The following is a 20,267-nucleotide window of genomic DNA, read 5'->3' on the forward strand; positions in this document are numbered from 1 at the left end:
ATGTTCAATATAGGCCTTTTTTATTATTAAAATAATATTTATTTCTTTGTAAGATTGTATAAAAAATTTAATGATTTTATATTTTTTTCATAAGGAGGATATCTAGTATCTATTTCAAAACGATAACCTTTATTTAGAATAGTTGTTTCTTTTGAAAAGCATTTAAAACTATCATAACCATGATACTGTCCTATACCGCTGTTTCCAATTCCTCCAAAAGGTGCATGAGGATTAAGTATCTGACTTATAGTATCATTAACGGCACAGCATCCGTAACTCATTCTTTCTATGAAGTAATAATTAAAAGCAATATCCTCTGAAAATAGATACATAGCAAGGGCTTTGAACAAACTTTGTTTATTATATCTCTTGCTTCTTCTTTTGTTTTGTAATATAGTATTGGGAAAACACTTCCGAATATTTCATCTTTCATTATATTAGTTTCTAAATCTCTAGGTTCTACTATAGTAATAGAAATAGATAAATTATTATCATCATATTCACCGCCGTAAATTATTTTTCCGTCATTCAAATATGATTTTATTCTTCTATAGTGATTTTCATTTATGATTCTATGCAGTTTTCTTTCTTTATTGAATAATTCTATTTCTTTACTGAATGCGATTAGAAATTTTTCTTTTAAATCTTCTCTTAGTAATATATAATCCGGAGATATACAAGTTTGACCGGAGTTTAAAAATTTACCCCATATTATTCTTTTTACAGCTTTATTAAAATTATTTCCTTTTATATCATCTATTATTACAGGTGATTTTCCTCCAAGCTCTAAAGTTACAGAAGTTAGAAATTCCGATGCATTTGCCATAATGATTTTTCCAACTCTTGGAGAGCCTGTGAAGAAAATTTTATCATACTCTATTTTTGTTGTACTTTCCGGAGGCACAGTTTTATCTATAACTGCAATATACTCTTCATCAAATGTATTTTTTATAGAATCGTAAATTACATCATAAACGCAAGGAGTTAATTGAGAAGGTGCTATTATAGCTGTATTTCCAGCACCTATTGCTCCTACAAGCGGAAGAAAAGTTAATTGAACAGGATAATTCCAAGGAGATATTATCAATGATACCCCAAATGGCTTATTTATAACCATTGTCTTAGCATCCATTGTTATCATGTTCTTTTTTACTTTTTTATGATGCATCCATCTTCTTAAATTTTTTATGAATAGATTAATTTCTTCTATAACCATATAAAATTCTGAAGCTATAGCCTCAAACTCGCATTTTTGCATGTCTTTGTATAATGCATCTATAAAATCTTTTTCATATTTTATTAACATTGATTTTAATTTTTTTAATTGTTCTATTCTGAAATTATATGATAAAGTTTTTGATGTTTGAAATAATTTTTTTTGCTTATCTCTTAATTCTATTAAATCCATTTTATATATTTCTCCATAATTTGTTTATAGTTAATATACAAAAATATTGATAAATTCCTATTATTTTTTATGATTAATATATTGAATTGATTTGCAAAAAATTGTAAAAATAATAAAATAAAAATTTATATATAAAAAATTATATTTGGGTTTTGTGTAAATGAAAAATAAAGCTTTTAAAAGATTCATATTATTTATTATTTGTTTTGCTATTATTGTTGCTGTAATTGCCTCTATGCTTACTGCTCAGGATATTTCTTTAAAGAAAAAAATCACTTCAAAGAACAAAATCAATTATGGTACTGCATTAGAATTATATAATAGAGAAAAATATTTAGAAGCATATAATCAATTTACTAATATAATGAATAGAGATGAAGATGCAATCATTAAAGATTATATTATATATTATGGTGCTAAAAGTGCTTTGAGTACCAATATGTATGATGAAGCTATAGATTTGTATTCATTATTAATGAAAGAATATACAAATTCGCCGCTATATCCTTATGCTGAACAGTATAAAGCATTAGCAGAGTTTTATAGAGATGATTATCCTGTGAGCAACTTTTTTAATAGCAGGAAACAAAAATGGATTAAAGAATTTGTAGGTATAAGAGCTTTAAGAAATACTGATGATACTAATAAAGCTAAGATGATAGCTTATGAACTTATAACTAAATTATCAAATAGTGAAGCTATTATTTATTATAATGATAATTATGAAGATGAAATATCTTTATTCGATAACGAATTAAAATATAAAGCCGCTTCAGTACTTTATGATGCAGGATTTAGGAAATCTGCATTAAAACATTTTGAATATTTATACTCTAATAATTATAATAAGGGAAATTCAACTTATTATATGGCTAGAATAAATGAAGCAGAAGGAAATAGGGGAGAAGCAGCTAAATTGTATGATGAATATTTATCTAATGCCAATAATAAAACATACAGAAAAATGGGTCTTTACTATTCCGCAGGTAATTATTCTAAATTAACAAATAATGCTAAATCAATGGAATTGTATAATACATTTTTGAGAGAGTACCCAAGAGATGATTATGTGCCTAGAATATATAATAATTTTGTTAATACTAGTTTGAATAAAAATAATTTGGTTCAGGCAAAAGTTTATTTAACTAATGTTATGAATAAATTTCCAAAGAGCTGGCAGACTGAATTAGCGTTAAAATCATATTTAAGAAAGGCGTTTAAATTAAAAAATAAAACTGAAACTTATTTTGCTACTTCAGCATTGGAGAAAAGATATACTACATTCAGACATGATTTTCCATTGTCTTGGAGTATGTGGAGTGCGGAAGAATTTGGAGATACTGAAAAAAGAGATGAATATTTAATGAAAACACTTCTTACAAGTAAAAATCATTATTTTGTAAAAGGTGCTTTGACTTTAGCTAATGATGATATGATTAAAAATGTTGAAATAAGCAATACTTATTATTTTGATGAAGCTAAAAAATATTACACTGATTCAAATTATACTAAGTCTATGGAAATGCTTGATAAGATTCAGTTCTTAAATTATATTGCTACAGGAAAAGAAGATGATTTGATGAAATCAGCTAGAGATATGGCTAAAAATATTCTTATGCAAAATGATTTTGTAAAAGAGCTATATTCAAATAAAAGTGATTATAATTTATTTAATGAATTATCATTACAAACTACTAACGAAGTTGATAGATCAATATTATTATACTGTTACGGCGATTATGATAATGCATACACAGAATATGATAAAATATTTAAGAAAGCTGAAAAAGTAAATTATCCATTATTTTATTTTGCTGAAAAGATTTTTAAAGATTCAGGAAATACTAAAAGGCTTATGCAGATATCTGTTAATATAGGAAAGTATTTTGACTATCCTTATACTTATAATACAGATTTGCTTCCGGATGAGTTTAGAAAAATGGTTTATCCTAGATATTTTGATGAGTATGTTCTTCCAGAGGCAAAGCATTATAAAATAGATCCGTTATTTGTATATGCTATAATGCGTGAGGAAAGTACATTTGATCCGAAGGCTAAATCTTGGGTTGGAGCTATGGGACTTATGCAGTTAATGCCTGCAACAGCAGCAGAGCAAAATAGAAATCCTAGATACAGATACGATCCTTTAGATTTAACCGATCCTAAACAAAACATTAATATAGGTATCGGACATTTAAGCTGGTTATTTAAAAATGAAAATGCAAGCAACTATATAATAGTGGCTGCAAGTTACAATGCAGGTTCAGGACGCGGAAAAAGATGGAAGTCCGAATATGGTACTAATAATATGTATCGTACAGGAAGATTCATCGATATTGAAGAAACTGAATATTATGTAGAGAAAGTTATTAATAGTTATGAACATTACAGTAAATATTATCAAGATTAATATGTAATTATTTTATAGACATATTTGAAATATACTGAAAATTTTTAAGTTTGTCAATCAATACACTTTATGTAGAATTATCAACTTTTTTGTCGCACACGCTCTGCGGACTTCGTCAAAGTTGCTGCCATAGGCACGCTTCGCGAAAACGCAATTGCTATAACTTTATATTAAAAAATACTTATTAAATATAGGATATAACCTAAATTTAAAGTAAAAATGCAGTCTTTTTGGTTCTTTTATACCAATAAAAGAACTGGGGGGTGTGAGGGCTAGTCCCCACTAATAATAAAATAATTTTTGATAAAATATGTTTGTTTAGGTATATAATCGAAATGTAAAATTTATTTGCAAAAAATCAAAAAAGTAATACAATAATAGTTACTATATAAAAACTATTTCAGGCTTATTTTAAATGAAGAATACTATCTTAAAAATTTTTAATAAAAGAGTTTTACTTTTTACATTTTGTTTTGAAATCATTGTTATTGTAATGACATCTATATTAGGTGCTCAAGATATATCATTACAAAAGAATATTATATCAAAAAATAAAATCAATTATGGTACAGCATTAGAACTTCATAATAGAGAAAAATATTTAGAGGCTTATAATCAATTTACAAATATTATGAATACAGAAGATGATATGATTATAAGAGATTATGTTATATATTACGGTGCTAAAAGTGCTTTGCTTACTAATATGTACAATGAGGCAATAGATTTATATGCTTTACTAATGAAAGAATATCCTCGTTCATCATTGTACCCTTATGCAGAGCAGTATAAAGCATTAGCAGAGTTTTACAGAGATGATTATCCTATAAGCGATTTTTTTAATGGAAAGACTCAAAAATGGATCAAAGAGTTTGTAGGAATAAGAGCTTTAAGAAATACTGATGATACTAATAAGGCTAGAATGATAGCTTATGAACTTTTAAATAGATTCGGATTAAGTGAAGCTGCTATATATTATAATAATAATTTCTCTGAAGATATTTCATCTTTTCCAAATAATTTAAAATTTAAAACAGCAGCTATACTTTATGAAGCAGGATATAGAAAGGCATCTTTGAAACATTTTCAAGATTTATATGATAATAATTCGCATAAGGCAAGTTCTACATATTATATGGCTAGAATTAAACAGAAGTCCGGAAATAGAAAAGATGCTGCAGCTTTATTCGATGAATATTTATCAAACGCCAATAATAAATCACATAGAAGATTAGGGCTTTACTATTCAGCAGATAATTATACTAAATTAAAAAATTATAATAAGGCAGCAGATCTCTATAATACTTTTTTGAAAGAATATCCTAGAGATGATTATGTACCTAGAATATATAATAGTTTTGTTACTTTGAGTTTGAATAGAAATAATTTAGTTCAAGCAAAAACTTATCTTACAAATACAATGAAGAGATTCCCTAAAAGCTGGCAGACAGAACTTGCTTTAAAATCATATTTAAGAAAGGCATTTAAATTAAACAATAAAACAGAAACTTATTTTGCTACCAAAGCTTTAGAGGCAAGATATCCTAGTTTCAGACATGATTTTGCATTATCTTGGAATATGTGGACGGCTGAAGAGTTTGGAGATATTGAAAAAAGAGATGAATATTTAATGAAAACACTTCTTACAAGTAAAAGCCATTATTTCGTAAAAGGTGCTTTGAGTCTTGCTAATAATGAAATGATAGCTAATGTTCAGCTTAGCAATACTTATTATTTGAATGAAGCTAAAAGATATTATGCAGATTCTAATTTTACTAAATCTATGCAAATGCTTAATAAGATACAATTTTTAAATTATATTGCTACAGGCAAAGAAGATAATATCACAAGAGATGCTAGGGCATTAGCTAAAAATATTCTTATGAGAAATAAATTTGTAAAAGATTCATACGCTAATAGGAGCGAGAATGATTTATTTAATGAATTATCACTTCAGACTAGAAGGGAAGTTAATAAAGCAATAATATTATACTATTACGGCGATTATGATAATGCATATACAGAGTTCGATAAAGTATTTAAAAAGACTCAGGTAACATATCCTTTATTTTATTTTGCTGAGAAAATATTTAAAGATTCAGGAAATACAAAAAGACTTATACAAGTATCCGCAAATATAGGTAAATATTTTGGATATCCTTATAATGATAATGTTGATTTGCTTCCAGATGAGTTTAGAAAGAGAGTGTATCCTAGATATTTTGATGAGTATGTTGTACCTGAAGCTAAATACTATAAAATAGAGCCCGCCTTTGTATATGCTATAATGAGAGAAGAAAGCCTATTTGATCCTAAAGCCCAGTCTTGGGTTGGGGCTATGGGGCTTATGCAGTTAATGCCTACAACAGCAGCAGCTGAAAATAAAAAGTCTAGATATAGATACAATCCTTTAGATTTAACAGATCCTAAGCAGAATATTAATTTAGGTGTTTCTCATTTAGGTTGGTTATTCAGCAGTCAAAAGGCAAGTAATTATATATTAGTAGCAGCAAGTTATAATGCAGGTTCAGGTCGCGGAAGAAGATGGAAAGCAGAGTACGGCACTAATAATATGTATCGTACAGGAAGATTCATTGATATCGAAGAAACTGAATACTATGTAGAGAGAGTTATAAAAAGCTATGAATATTACAGCAAATATTATAAGGATTGATAATATAATACTTTATAACTTTATAGATATTCATTTTAATTTATTTTGAATTTTGATTGTAAAAAAATTACAGGGCATTAGCAATTTAATACCCTGCATTGTATATGGGATGGAAAGTAAATCAATCGTCGAATTTTTGTCCTATCAGCTGACCGTCAGAAGATATATAAAGCTCCATCATATTATTAAGCTTTATTTCATAAGTACCCCATTTCTTTTCAGCACTTATTATAACGGTTTGCGGATATGTGTTTCTTATAGTGTTTGCAACATTGGCAGGAAAAGCATTATATGGTATTCCAATATACTCTGCATCTATTTCCTTCCAATCGCCATTTCCTAAGAAGTCTATTTTTATGCCGTTGGAAAGCTCTACCTCATATTTACCGTCATCCATTTCAACATACCATATTTGTGCATCAGGAAATATTTGAGCTATAAATTGTCTAGCTCTTTCAGGTAATTGTTCAGGAGAAACTATCCAATCATCGGCGAATAGACTGCTGGAAGAGATTATGATAATTGTTAATATTACTTTTAGTATTTTCATAAATAACCTCCTCCTCCTTTTATATTATTAGTATATCATATTTATTATTATGTGTCAATATTTTTTACAAATATTTTACTTCTTGTTTACAAGGTATTTATTTTTTATAATTATTGCTTACATATTATCGTACATATTTGCTGTAAATTTAAAAAAACAGTTCTAATATGAAAATATTAAAACTGTTTTTACATAAAATATATATTTTTATAAAATTTATTGTTAATTATCTTGTTTTTTGAAATATAAAACTATATTGAGAATAGAAATCACTATAAATATTATCCAGCAAATTATTGTACTGTATAAATATTTCATTGTAGGTGTGAACTCGAATACGATATTGTTATCACCAGCATCAACATAAACACCTCTGAATAATAGATTAGCATTTAATAATTCTTTCTTCTCCCCATTTACAGTTACAGACCAATCCGTATTATAACGTTCTTTAGACACAAGAACACCAGCTTCAGGAGTTTTTACATTAATTACTATTTTATTATCACTTTCTTCAAGTAATTCAGCAGTATATATTGAATTTCCATTATTCAAAGTGATATTATTATTTGAATTATTAAGTAAAACAACCTCATTAGCTAAATTGAAATTAGGCATGCTAATTCTGCCAAGTCCATCATTGAAATCTACTGCATTATAAGCATTATTAACAAATTCATATTTATTTCTATACCCTTTAAGTTCATATAATACAGCAGCAGAGAATTGATCCTGATATTCAGTTATCTTTGTCAAATCATTAGAAAGTACTGACTGATCCAAATATGTAGGACTTAAAATATATCTTACTCCAAGTAAATCCATAAGTCTAGGCTGATAACCTACATAATCATTTATTCTGAATGCTGAAAATACATCAGTAATATCTTTTGATAATCGGCTTGCAGCAGGAGGCTCAGTTAAAGGTATTTTGTAATAAGGCATTGTATGAGTAGTATATCTGTATAGATAAGGAATCAATATAGGCATTGTTGTTTCATTGCCTTTTTCATTCAATATATGATCAACTATAGGAGTAGATTTATACATTTGATCATAATTAGATTTTACTACAAACATGTTTCCGCTTTGAGCTAAATCCAAGAATAATACAGCTATAAACATATAAGGCAAATATTTATAGAATAATTTATCTTTATTAGCTATTACAACATATAAAAATACTATAATACTTCCTATTATAAGAAAACCTATATGTCCTAAATCATACACAGAGAATAATATAAATCCTATTAAAGGTACTATTACAAGGAATTTATCTTTTATGGTTATTTCTTTTAATGAAATGGCATTATTAATTAAAAGAAGTACAGAAGAAGATATTAAAGTTAATCTTATAAATGACATAAATATATTTTTTGATATTAATGCAGCATTAGCTTCCTTCCAATCAGTTACAAAACTATTATATATCATTCCATTTGTTAATATTGTTATTAATGCAAGTACGGCAGAAGCTATTGTTATTGCATACATAATTTTTTGAGCTATATTTATATATTTATAATCATCTTCTAAATATTTTAATAGCTTATCCTCTTTTTTTGCTTCTAATGCTTTAAATATATAATCGCATGCAAATGATGAAAGTATTGCAAATGGAATAGGTATAATTTCTATAAATTTATTAGGATTTCTCGCATCTCTGAATATTGGTATTTGAAATAAAGCTCCATATATAACAGGAAAATATCTTCCAAAACTTGCTATTAAAAAGAATAAGGCTGTACCAATCCAGAAATATTTTTCACTGTATTTTTTTCTGCTTATAAATATGGCAAATATTATAAAAATAAAAGTGATATAACCAATATTAGCAGAAGTTAAAGAGAAGTTTGAAGTTTTAGGCTCTCCAGGCATATTAGCTATTCTTCCCCAATAAGGGTGAGTTTGACTTCCTGAATAGTATCCGAAGAATCCAGGTATAAAGAATCCCAATACTTCTTCAGGCGGATATGACCATCTTGTAGCCCATTCCCATAATTGATTCTTATCTGTAACTCCGGCTGCTCCCATATCCTGAGTATTTCTTGTTATCATTATTATTTGTATAGACATCAAAAAAGAAAATACTGCTACTAATGCAAATTTTACACATAAAATAATTATTTTTTTAATATCTGTTTTTATAAAGTCAATTATTTTCTTATCATTTTTTTTATTGTAAAGTAAGTATAAGAAATAACATGATAAAAATAAAGCGAAGTACATTGCAACGTCCAAAGCTCCGCCTAAAAATGCTATTCCTAAAAAAGCACCTGTAAGAAGGAAATGAATCCATTTTTCACTATTCATAGCTTTTGAAAGGAAATACAATACAAATGGAAAATAACAGTAAGTTTCAAATTTACCTAAATGACCTGGAAGTATTAATGTTATCATAGCATTTGAAAACATCAAAGCAACTGCACCAAACATAGATGCTTTTATAGATAATTTCTTTTCTCTTAAAAATAAAAATAATCCATATCCCATAATAGTTATATGAAACATTATACTTACTTGAGGGTATATATTATTAGGTAATAATGCTATTAATAAAGATTTTGGGTGAATAGGTACTGTTGAAGATGTGGCTATAGTAAAGTAAGCATTATTCCAGAAGTATAAATTTCCGCTGAATATTGCATCTTTAATATTTTTAATATCCCATAATATAACATCGCCCATTTGAAGATAGGAAAATGTTAAGTTGCTGTAGAAAAATAGTATAGAAAGAATTGCAAATATAATAGGATATATAATTTCTTTTTTTAATGATTTCATTATTTGTTTTCCTTAAATTAAAGTAAGTTATATGTATGTTTTTATGATAAATAAAAAATTAGATATTAAATAATATATAAAAGATACTGTATTGTCAAGGAGTTTTGTTTTAAAATATTTTATGTATAATTTATGTTAAAGAAAAAAGTATTAATTTAAAACGTATACATTGAAATACATTTTATTAATGATTTTAATATAATATTTAGTCCGAAATATATACAATATTTTTATATAATTTTTAATTATAAGTTTGTAACTATTTTTTATTATAGACGTATGATTATTATTAATATAACTATGAAAAGAATATTTTTTATGATATATAATATTTTATATATTAAATAAATTATAAAAAACAATCATTTTTATATATAAAATAACTATTTTATATATAAATAATCCAATTTTTATATAAATATTACTAGATACAGTATTGTAAAAAAAAATATATGTACTATAATATATGAAATATTTTTTTATTTTATTGATGATTTTTAAGGAGACTTTTATTATGAGAGATAAAACATTTTTGATGATACCAGGTCCTACTCCAGTACCTGAATCAGCATTAATAGAAATGGCAAAACATCCTATGGCACATAGAAGCAAAGAATTTTCAAATATCTTAAAAGAAGTTTATGAAGATTTAAAATATGTGTTCCAAACTAAAAATGATGTATATTTATTCACAGCAAGCGGAACAGGTGCTATGTGTGCTGCTTTAGAAAACCTTATTAATGAGGGCGATAAAGTATTATGCTTATCTATTGGTAATTTTGGGGCAAGATGGGCAAAAATCGCTGCAAGCAGAGGAGCTGTAGTTACAAAAGTAGAAGTTGAAGCTGGAAAAGTTATAACTCCTGAAATGCTTGAAGAAGCTTTGAATAAAGATAAAGACATAAAGATTGTAACTCTTACTCATAGTGAAACTTCAACAGGTGCTGCTAATGATGTAAAGACATTATGTTCTATTATAAAAAAACATGGTGCTGTATCAGTTGTAGACGGTATAACAAGTTTATGTGCTATGGAGTTTAAAACTGATGAATGGAATATTGATGTTGCAATATCTGGTTCTCAAAAAGGATTTATGATTGCTCCTGGACTTTCATTTTTAACTGCAAGCGAAGATGCTTTCAAAATGCATGAAAAATGTAAATATCCTAGTTTTTATTTTAACTGGACTGAACATAAAAAGTCTTTAGCTAAAGATACTACTCCTTTTACTCCAGCAGTAAGCCTTATAACTTCTTTACATACATCTTTAAAAATGATAAAAGAAGAAGGTATTGAAAATGTTAATAAAAGACATAAAAAACTTTCTCTTGCTTTAAGGGCTGCTGTAAGAACTATAGGATTAAAATTACTTGTAGAAGATGATAATAATGCAAGCCATGCTATCACTTCAATACTTCCTCCTGAAGGAATAAGCGTACCTGATATAAGAAAAACTTTGAAAGAAGATTATGATATAATAGTTGCAAATGGTCAGGGTAATTTAGAAAATAAAATCTTTAGAATCGGAAGCCTTGGATTTGTATGCGAAAGAGATTTAATAATGGCTATGGGAGCATTAGAGGCTAGCCTTTTAAAATTAGGATACAAATTTGAATTAGGCAGTGGAGTTAAAAAGTTAATTGAAGAATTAAATAAATAATAGTAAATAGTTTTGATTATTTTATATATTCTAATATAATGCTTTTTTCATTATATTAGAATATTTTATTTTTATTAGTAATAGTTATAAAGCGAGAAAAGTTTATCAAATAATTTATTATTGATGAGTTTGTATACTTTTTTGAGCATAGCAACAAAAGAAGCGAGAAAAATCTGCCCAGATAATTCGCCTAAGGTGGAGGAGCTTATAGTCTTTTTCTAGTATAGTAATAAAAAAGCGAAAAAAAGCCACCTCTATAATTCATTATCGAGGATCTTATAGGTTTTTTCGAGCATAGCAACAATAAGCGAGCCGAAGACAGTAAATAAATTTATTTATTTGCTTATTGTAGGCGGAGGCGAGCATAACAATAAAGGAGAAAATTATAATGAAGGTTTTAATAACTGATAAGGTAAATGAATGCGTTAAGGATATAATAGCTGATGTTTCTGAAGCTGTATTTCTTCCTACTATGAGTGAAGATGAATTAGTTAAAGTTATTGGAGAATATGATGCTTTGATGGTTAGAAGCCAAACTAAAGTAACAAAAAGAATCATAGAAGCTGGAAAGAATTTAAAAATCATAGGACGTGCGGGAGTAGGAGTGGACAATATAGATGTTGAAGCTGCTACAGAAAAAGGTATAATAGTAGTAAACTCTCCTGATGGAAATACTATTGCAGCATCAGAACATACTATAGCTTTAATGCTTGCAGTATCAAGAAATATAGTACCTGCTGCAGTATCTACTAAAGATGCTAAATGGAACAGAGATAAATTCACTGGTAATGAGCTTTTAGGAAAAACTTTGGGTGTTATGGGATTTGGAAGAATAGGAAGAAAGGTTGTTCATATTGCTTTAGCTATTGGTATGAAAGTTATTGTATATGATCCATTTGCTACAGAAGAAATAGTTCAGAAAGCTGGAGCTGTTTATGAAACTTCTTTAGATGAATTCTTACCTAAACTTGATTATTTATCACTTCATATACCAAAAACTCCTGAAACAAATAATATAATAAATAAAGATAATTTATGCAAGATGAAAAATACTGCAATAATTATTAACTGTTCAAGAGGCGGACTTGTTAATGAAGAAGATTTAAAAAATGCTTTAGAAAATGGTACTATAGCAGCAGCAGCAGTAGATGTATTTGTAAATGAACCTAAAATAGAAACTTGTCCTTTAGTTGAATATAAAAAGGATAATTTGATACTTACTCCTCACCTTGGAGCTAGTACAAAAGAAGCACAGATTAATGTTGCTTTGGATGTTGCTAGACAGATAAAACAGGTACTATCTGGAGGATATACTGAATCAGCAGTAAATATACCTTCTCTTAATCCTGAAAAATTAGAGCCTGTAAAAGATTACATGAAAATTTCAGAGAATGCAGGCGAAATGATAATGCAGACAGCAAATGGAAAAATAAAATCTCTTGAAATAACAGCTCAGGGAGATTTAATTAATTTAGATATTCAGCCGCTTGAGGTTGCTATATTAAAAGGTGCATTGTCTTATATGTTCCAAGATGTTAACTATGTTAATGCTCCTTATCTTGCTAAACAAAGAGGCATTGAAGTAAAAACTATTAAGTCTGAAGCTCCTTCAACTTTCACAAGCATACTTAAAGTAAAATTGACAACTGATAAAGAAACAACAAGCGTATCAGTATCATTGATAGCTAAAAATATTGCTAGAATAGTGAAGTTTAATGATTATGATGTTATAATCAAACCTCAGCCTCATATATTGATAGTACCTCATATAAACCAGCCTGCTATGATAGCTAAAGTTGCAACAGTTCTTTCAGCTGATGGAATCAATATTGGTTCAATGAGTGTATCTGAAAATATTAAAGGAAGCAGTACATCTATAATGGCAATAAACGTTGATAGAGTTATTGGAAATGATGTGATAACAAAAATTTCTAATATAGAAGGCGTTCAAGATCCTAAATATGTAAGACTTACAGCAGAATATACTTTATAATTTAAGGACAAATAAAAATGAAATTAGCAGTTTTTGATTTTGATTCTACTTTAATGGACGGCGAGACTTTGGATATTATCGCAAAGGAAACTAATTTTGCTAAAGAGATTTCTGAAATTACAGCAAGAGGAATGAGAGGAGAATTAGATTTCTTTGAGAGTTTGCAAAGTAGGGTAGCTTTACTTAAAGGCATCAAATTAGAAACTATTAATGAAATTTGCAATTCGCTTCCTGTAATGAACGGAGCAAAAGAAATCATAGAAGAGCTGCATAAGAGAGATTATAAATGCGTATGCTTTTCAGGCGGATTTAAAAATGCTACTATTCCATTTGCTAAGAAATTAAATTTGGATGCAGAGTTTTCAAATATATTTCATGTTAAAGATGATGTACTTACAGGAAAAGTTGGCGGTGAAATGATGTTTTCTGACAGCAAGGGAAATATGCTTTTAACATTGCAGAGGCTTTTGAATATTTCTTATAATGATACTTTAGTTGTTGGAGATGGAGCTAATGATTTGAGTATGTTTAAATATGCTAAAAATAAAGCTGCTTTTTGTGCTAAAGAGATTCTAAAAAAAGAAGCAAATATTGTAATAGATAAAAAAGATTTAACTCTTATATTAGATAGTTTATATTAGTAAAATTAGTAAAATATTAAATTCTATAAAAGAGAGACTTAAATTTTTTTTAAGTCTCTCTTTTATTTTATTCTTAATATATTATTAAAATTTTAATTTTTTTATCAATGAAAATTTTTTATTATTAAATTATAATTTTTTATATATTGTGTATTTTTATGGGAACTTTTATATAAAATACTCGTCTAATATATCAAGAAAAAACAAAATATTTTATACTATTATTAAGGAGATTAAAACATGAAAACTAAAATATTATTATCACTTTTTATAATTAGTCTAATATCATCAATTGCTTTTGCACAGCCCCCTGTAGCAGATCCAGCTAAAGAACCTAGATACAGATATGAAGCTACTCCAAGAGATAGAGAGCCAGTTCCTCCAACTCCTAGACATAGAGCTGGTGCAAGAGGTGATATATACAGAATGTGCAGAAATGCTGGAATATATTTGACAGATCAGCAAATCGATGAAATGAGCAAAATATTTTATGAGTATGAATTAAAAATCAATGATTTAGAATATCAAAAAAGAAATATTGATTATAAATTCAAATTAGAAAGAGAAAAAATTGATATTGACTTAAATCTTATAAAAGATTTAATCAATCAAAAGAAAGATTTAGAAAAAGAAATAGATTATCTTAGAATTGAAAAAGATGTTACTGTTTTGGATGTTCTTACAGATGAACAATTAGCACAATTAAACAGCTACAGAATGAGATACTATTATTACAGGTAATAAAAATAGAAAACTGATTTATAAAATATATATACGAGGTTTATTGAAAAATTGGGGCAGTATTTTATACTGCCTCTTTTTTATTTTTGATATATAATATAATATAATATAATAAAAAATATTATTGGGATTTTATTATGATAAAAGAGTTTAAAAAATTTATTATGAAAGGAAGCATATTGGATATGGCCGTAGGCTTAGTCATTGGAGCAGCATTTACAAAGATAGTTAATTCTTTTGTAGATGATATATTAATGCCGCCAATAGGTATGATATTAAGCGGTATAGATTTTTCCAATATATTTATAGTGATAAAAAAAGGTGCTGATACTTTAGGTACTTATAATTCTATAGAAGCCGCTAGAAATGCTGGTGCTGTTGTAATAGGTGTAGGTATGTTTATTAATACAATAATAAGTTTTATAATAACTGCTTTATCTTTATTTATAATTATAAAATTATTCAATAAAATACAAGAAAAATCTACAAAAAAAGAAAAAGATGATAAAGAATTAAAAGAAAAAGTTTGTCCTTATTGCTATTCTAGTATAAACATTAATGCTGTAAAATGTCCGCATTGTACATCTGATTTAGTTGTTAAAGAATGATTTACTATATTTTTATATTTATGATATTTTTATTTACATATATCGTTTATTATAGTGATATTTTATACTTTTTTAATATTATATATAGTAATATAGTATGTTTTTAATATATTGTTATATATAGTATAATTAAAAAAAATGTACTATCTATTTACATATTAGTTTTTTTGTATTATATTATATAGTATATACTACTAATTAGGAGAAACTAATGGAAAAAAAGTTTAAACTCGGTCTAGTTCCAAGACTTATTATTGGAATTTTACTCGGTATATTATTTGGGCAGCATTTTATACCAGAAGTAATATCCAGAATTATCGTTACAGCTTCGGGAATATTCAGCTCCTACCTAAAATTTGTAATACCTTTGATGATTGTTTCTTATGTATCTATGGGTATAGCAGACTTAAAAGAAGGCTCTGGTTTCTTATTACTTGTAACTTGTGCTTTAGCTTATGGATCTACTTTAATAGCAGGTTCAGCATCATTTTTAGTGGCATTCAATTTATTTCCTAGCTTTATGAGTGCTGATGATATTCAAAAAATTGCAGCAGCAGCAGGAAATTCAGTTAGTCCTTATTTATCAATAACCGTTACACCGCTTTTGGATACATTGGCAGCAGTTTTATTTGCTTTCATTATAGGACTTGGAATATCTTCTATGAGAGGTAAAGAAATAGGAGATTATTTATATAATGTTTTCAAAGAGTTATCAACTATAATAGATAAAGTTTTACGCGTATCTATTATTCCTCTTTTGCCTCTTTACATTTGTGGTACTTTTGTTGATATGACTAGATCAGGAAAAACTTTTGTAATATTAGGAATATTGTGGAAAGTATTCATAGTAGTAATTATAATGCATTTACTTTATTTATTAATAGCATTCTTAGTATCTGGCTCAATAGGAAAGAAAAATCCTTTTATGCTTATGAGAAACCAAATAGCAGGATATGCTACAGCTTTAGGTACACAGTCATCAGCTGCTACTATACCTGTTAATTTACAGTGTGCTGAAAAAGACGGTATATCTGAGCAGATAAGAAATTTCGTAGTACCTCTTTGTGCTAATATTCATATGGCTGGTTCTATGATAACAATTACAGCCTGTGCTACAGCGGTATGTTTAATGAATCAGATACCTATAACTTATGGTACAGTACTTCCATTCATTGCTATGCTTGGTATCGCTATGATAGCTTCTCCAGGTGCTCCTGGCGGTTCAATAATGACAGCTTTACCATTCCTTTATATGGTTGGGCTTGGCGGTCCTGATAGCCCTTTAAGTGCAATAATGGTTGCTTTATACATAACTCAAGACTCATTCGGTACAGCTTGTAATGTATCTGGTGATAATGCTTTGGGTGTTATAGTTGATACAATTTATAAGAAAAAAGTTGTAAAAACAGACGCATAAGTTTGCCATATATTAAAAAAGCCGCTTATTAATTAATTTTAATAAGCGGTTTTTTATTAAAAAATATTGATTATATTATTTTAATATTACAATTATAAAGCCATCTTTTCTACAATCATCCATATCATGATACTCTACTACATTATAATTTAAATATTTGCATAGTTCAAGAATATCCTCTGTTATCCAAACAGAATGATGCATATCATCAAATTGTTTTTCAGATTTTATACTGCCATTATGTCTTCCTATAAGTTCATTTAATGTTGTTCTTTCCCTATCTTTATCAAATGTTCTTTCTTTATGCGGTATTATCATAAAAATATATCCGCCTTTTTTTGTAACTCTATACCATTCTTCTAATGCTTTAATTGGATCAAAAAAATGTTCTAGTACATGGCTAGTAAATACAAAATCAACTGTATTATCTTTAAATGGTAAATTATCACCGTCAGCTATAATGTCTATATCTTGAATAAAACTATTATGTTTTGTTTGTTCTAAATAATAAGGATTATTTATATTAGATGATATATTAACTCTATCTATTTTTATGGCATCTATACCATAATCAGCATATGCAGCACCGCCAATTTCTATACCTTTCAATCCTGTTAAATATTTGTTTACAATTTCACTATTAGCAGTTTTTTTTATATATTTATAATTATTTATAATATGTTTTTTCATATTTATTTTGAATTTATTTCTTAATGATCTTATTGGTATAAACCATGCTAATTTATCTATTATGTTTTTAGGCATTATGAGTACCTCCTAATAAACATAATATTTTTATAAATATAAAATTGTATTTTATAGTGAGTGAGTGAGTGAGTGAGTGAGTGAGTGAGTGAGTGAGTGAGTGAGTGAGTGAGTGAGTGTATACTTCCTTAAATTTTAATATGTTGCATTATACTATTATTAATTATAATATCAAGTAAATTATAATTCTAAATATATCATTATATATATTTTAGTTATACAACAGTTTTTATTTTTTTATTAAACTTTTTTGTAGAATTATGACTATATTCTTTACAAAATTAATATTTAGAATTTTTTGCTATTATAATAATAAAATATAATTTATTATTATAAAATTTGAGAAAGTATAAAAAAATAATATAATTCAAATATATATTTATAATCTATTATATATAATGTAATATAACAATTGATACTATTATATATTAATTGTTATATTACAATGAAATATTATTTTTGTATTACTATAGTAAAACCATTTCCTACAGCATCATCAATATCCTGATATTCTACTACATTGTAATTTAAATATTTACATAATTCTAATAAATCTTCTGTTATCCATACAGAATAGTGAAACAATATATTGTTATTGGTTAACTTTATTTTACCATTATGTCTATCTATTAATTCATCTAGTGTAGTTCTTTTTCTATCCCTATCAGGAGTTCTCTCTTTGTGAGGAACTAACATCAAAATATATCCACCTTTTTTTGTAACTCTATACCATTCCTTTAATGCTTTAATAGGATCAAAAAAATGTTCTAATACATGACTACTTAATATAAAATCTACTGTATTATCTTTAAATGGTAAATCATCTCCACTAGCTATTATATCTGTTTTTTGTATAATTCCACTGTATTTTATTTGTTCTGCTGCATTTTCATATACAAGATTATTTTCATCTTCTATATTTACATGTATCACATCAATTCCAAAATCAGCATGAGCTGATCCTCCTATTTCTATGCCTTTTAATCCAGATAAATATTTTGTAACTATATTACTGTGTCTAGTTTTAGTATTTGAGATATGATTATATAATTCAGGAAATGTTTCTATTAATTCTTTTTTTGGCATATTTATTAAAGAATCTATTACTGCCTTATTAATATCATTTTTAAATTGTTCTCTTTTTGCTTTATTTGGAATCCACCAAGCTAGTTTATCTATTATGTTTCTAGGCATTATAAATACCTCCTAGTAAACATAATTTTTTTAATAAAGTTAAATTATATGTGAGTGAGTGAGTGAGTGAGTGAGTGAGTGAGTGAGTGAGTGAGTGAGTGAGTGAGTGAGTGAGTGAGTGAGTTCATATATATACCTCCTTAAATTTTAATATGTTGCATTATACTATTATTAATTATAATATCAAGTAATTATAATTCTAAATCTATTACTATATCTATTTCAGTTATAGAACAATTTAATTTTTTTGCTATTTCTTCTTTACTAAAACCTTGTTTATATAGCTTAATTATATCTTCATTTTTATCAGAATCTTTTATTGTATTATCTAAGGGATCATTAACATATGCTATAGTTTTATCTTCTATAGGTTTATCATATATAGCCATATTGTTTTTTATTGTTCTGTCTAATTTACTTCTCAATTTTTCTATAACTTCTCTTCTTGCTTCATCATCTATTGCTTTAGCGGCAGTATCTATATTATTTTTTTTAGGTTTAGGTTTGATTTCTTTTTTCTCTTCTTTTTCTATTTTTTCTGTCTTTTCTGTTTTAGAGTTTATTTTTGTATTATTGTCATCTACTCTTATATCTAATTTTTTATTTTTATCTTCATTGTTCATTACTACATTTTTATTAGAATTGTTAGATTCTATATTTTTAGGTTCTTGTACTGAAACATCAATTTTTTTTTCTTCTTGTTTATTTATATTTTCTTCACTTTTTATTTCTTCTTTTACAACTACAGCTGGATCGTTGATATTATTATTGTCTTTTTTATCATTTTGAAAGCTATTTAATTCTTTTATCAATCTAGTAGCTCTTACTATAGAATCTTCTAATATTGATATTCTTGATAAAGCTATATTATTAAATTCTTTTACCAATGCTTCTATTTCTTCTCTGGCTTTAGACATGGTTTCTTTTTCTAATCTTTCTCTAGCTTTAGAAACTATATAAATATAAAACAGCGGTAGGGTAACTGCCAATATAACTACATTAATGATTACAGATATTAAAATTTGCATAATTAGATATTACTTTATTTTATCCCAAAAAATCTATTTTAGAACCTTTAGTTTGTTCTGTTGCTGAAACCTCTTCTATTTCTATAATATTATTTACTTCATCGTTATCACTATTATCAGTCATTCTTTTTTTATTCTTTTTTCTATATGACATATATCCTTGATCTTTGGGTCTTTGCTCGTCTTTTTTTTCTTTAACCCTAGTTTCATCAGATATGTTTTCAGACTTTACAACAGTTGAGTCTTTTATATATGAGTCTCTGTGTATATCTCTATCTTCTGACTGCATAGCTATAGTTTTTGCAGCCATTCTGGTATGCTCCATACGTCCTATATGCGATTGCTGCATATATAATTGTTGCAAGTCTAAAGGTGCTATAGGCATTTTAAA

Annotated in this window: 16 protein-coding genes; 8 read left to right on the top strand and 8 right to left on the bottom strand. The window is 27.0% G+C overall.

Annotation, left to right across the window (positions count from 1 at the left end; translation table 11 throughout):
- Positions 1-38: 38 nt before the first annotated feature.
- On the bottom strand, positions 39-332 hold the full coding sequence (locus BRSU_RS14995) for an aldehyde dehydrogenase family protein (RefSeq protein WP_280642049.1): 294 nt from the start codon (positions 330-332) through the stop codon (positions 39-41).
- A complete protein-coding gene (locus tag BRSU_RS05360) occupies positions 287-1,408 on the bottom strand; it encodes an aldehyde dehydrogenase family protein (protein ID WP_280642050.1) in 1,122 nt (373 codons plus the stop codon). Before BRSU_RS05360 ends, BRSU_RS14995 begins: the two co-directional genes overlap by 46 nt.
- 160 nt (positions 1,409-1,568) lie before the next feature.
- On the opposite strand from BRSU_RS05360, the gene BRSU_RS05365 reads away from it, so the two are divergent.
- Positions 1,569-3,818 carry a lytic transglycosylase domain-containing protein gene (locus BRSU_RS05365; RefSeq protein ID WP_048594254.1) on the top strand — a complete coding sequence of 750 codons (2,250 nt, stop codon included), beginning with the start codon at positions 1,569-1,571 and terminating at the stop codon, positions 3,816-3,818.
- A gap of 415 nt (positions 3,819-4,233) precedes the next feature.
- Complete coding sequence (locus BRSU_RS05370; protein WP_048594255.1) at positions 4,234-6,492, top strand: lytic transglycosylase domain-containing protein; 2,259 nt, start codon at positions 4,234-4,236, stop codon at positions 6,490-6,492.
- A gap of 121 nt (positions 6,493-6,613) precedes the next feature.
- On the opposite strand, the gene BRSU_RS05375 is transcribed toward BRSU_RS05370, so the two are convergent.
- Together BRSU_RS05375 and BRSU_RS05380 are read right to left on the bottom strand one after the other, a co-directional pair.
- Entirely contained in the window at positions 6,614-7,042 is a 429-nt protein-coding gene (locus BRSU_RS05375; protein ID WP_048594256.1) for a PepSY-like domain-containing protein, read from the bottom strand.
- Between the two features lie 222 nt (positions 7,043-7,264).
- Positions 7,265-9,829 (bottom strand): YfhO family protein, encoded by a 2,565-nt coding sequence (locus tag BRSU_RS05380; protein ID WP_048594257.1) that lies wholly within the window; start codon positions 9,827-9,829, stop codon positions 7,265-7,267.
- A 514-nt stretch (positions 9,830-10,343) separates the two neighbouring features.
- Here BRSU_RS05380 and BRSU_RS05385 point away from each other — a divergent pair.
- The 6 genes from BRSU_RS05385 to BRSU_RS05410 all read left to right on the top strand — a co-directional run bounded on the left by BRSU_RS05385 (position 10,344) and on the right by BRSU_RS05410 (position 16,889).
- Positions 10,344-11,489 carry a pyridoxal-phosphate-dependent aminotransferase family protein gene (locus BRSU_RS05385; protein ID WP_048594258.1) on the top strand — a complete coding sequence of 382 codons (1,146 nt, stop codon included), beginning with the start codon at positions 10,344-10,346 and terminating at the stop codon, positions 11,487-11,489.
- A 388-nt stretch (positions 11,490-11,877) separates the two neighbouring features.
- Positions 11,878-13,482: a phosphoglycerate dehydrogenase gene (gene serA, locus BRSU_RS05390; RefSeq protein WP_048594259.1), complete on the top strand. Its 1,605-nt coding sequence runs from the start codon at positions 11,878-11,880 to the stop codon at positions 13,480-13,482.
- Positions 13,483-13,499: 17 nt separating this feature from the next.
- Positions 13,500-14,123, top strand: a complete 624-nt coding sequence (gene serB, locus BRSU_RS05395; RefSeq protein WP_048594260.1) for a phosphoserine phosphatase SerB — start codon at positions 13,500-13,502, stop codon at positions 14,121-14,123.
- 240 nt (positions 14,124-14,363) lie between these two features.
- Positions 14,364-14,864, top strand: a complete 501-nt coding sequence (locus BRSU_RS05400) for a Spy/CpxP family protein refolding chaperone (RefSeq protein ID WP_048594261.1) — start codon at positions 14,364-14,366, stop codon at positions 14,862-14,864.
- A gap of 137 nt (positions 14,865-15,001) precedes the next feature.
- Positions 15,002-15,472: a large conductance mechanosensitive channel protein MscL gene (mscL, locus tag BRSU_RS05405; RefSeq protein WP_048594262.1), complete on the top strand. Its 471-nt coding sequence runs from the start codon at positions 15,002-15,004 to the stop codon at positions 15,470-15,472.
- Positions 15,473-15,683: 211 nt separating this feature from the next.
- A complete protein-coding gene (locus BRSU_RS05410; protein ID WP_048594263.1) occupies positions 15,684-16,889 on the top strand; it encodes a dicarboxylate/amino acid:cation symporter in 1,206 nt (401 codons plus the stop codon).
- A 75-nt stretch (positions 16,890-16,964) separates the two neighbouring features.
- On the opposite strand, the gene BRSU_RS05415 is transcribed toward BRSU_RS05410, so the two are convergent.
- From BRSU_RS05415 to BRSU_RS05430, 4 genes are all read right to left on the bottom strand, one after another.
- Positions 16,965-17,654 (bottom strand): class I SAM-dependent methyltransferase, encoded by a 690-nt coding sequence (locus BRSU_RS05415; RefSeq protein ID WP_048594264.1) that lies wholly within the window; start codon positions 17,652-17,654, stop codon positions 16,965-16,967.
- A 453-nt stretch (positions 17,655-18,107) separates the two neighbouring features.
- Positions 18,108-18,848: a class I SAM-dependent methyltransferase gene (locus tag BRSU_RS05420; RefSeq protein WP_048594265.1), complete on the bottom strand. Its 741-nt coding sequence runs from the start codon at positions 18,846-18,848 to the stop codon at positions 18,108-18,110.
- A gap of 191 nt (positions 18,849-19,039) precedes the next feature.
- Positions 19,040-19,876, bottom strand: a complete 837-nt coding sequence (locus BRSU_RS05425; protein ID WP_048594266.1) for a hypothetical protein — start codon at positions 19,874-19,876, stop codon at positions 19,040-19,042.
- 19 nt (positions 19,877-19,895) lie between these two features.
- Positions 19,896-20,261 (bottom strand): hypothetical protein, encoded by a 366-nt coding sequence (locus BRSU_RS05430; RefSeq protein WP_048594267.1) that lies wholly within the window; start codon positions 20,259-20,261, stop codon positions 19,896-19,898.
- Positions 20,262-20,267: the final 6 nt, after the last annotated feature.

This window comes from Brachyspira suanatina (genome assembly GCF_001049755.1).
Taxonomy (GTDB): domain Bacteria; phylum Spirochaetota; class Brachyspiria; order Brachyspirales; family Brachyspiraceae; genus Brachyspira; species Brachyspira suanatina.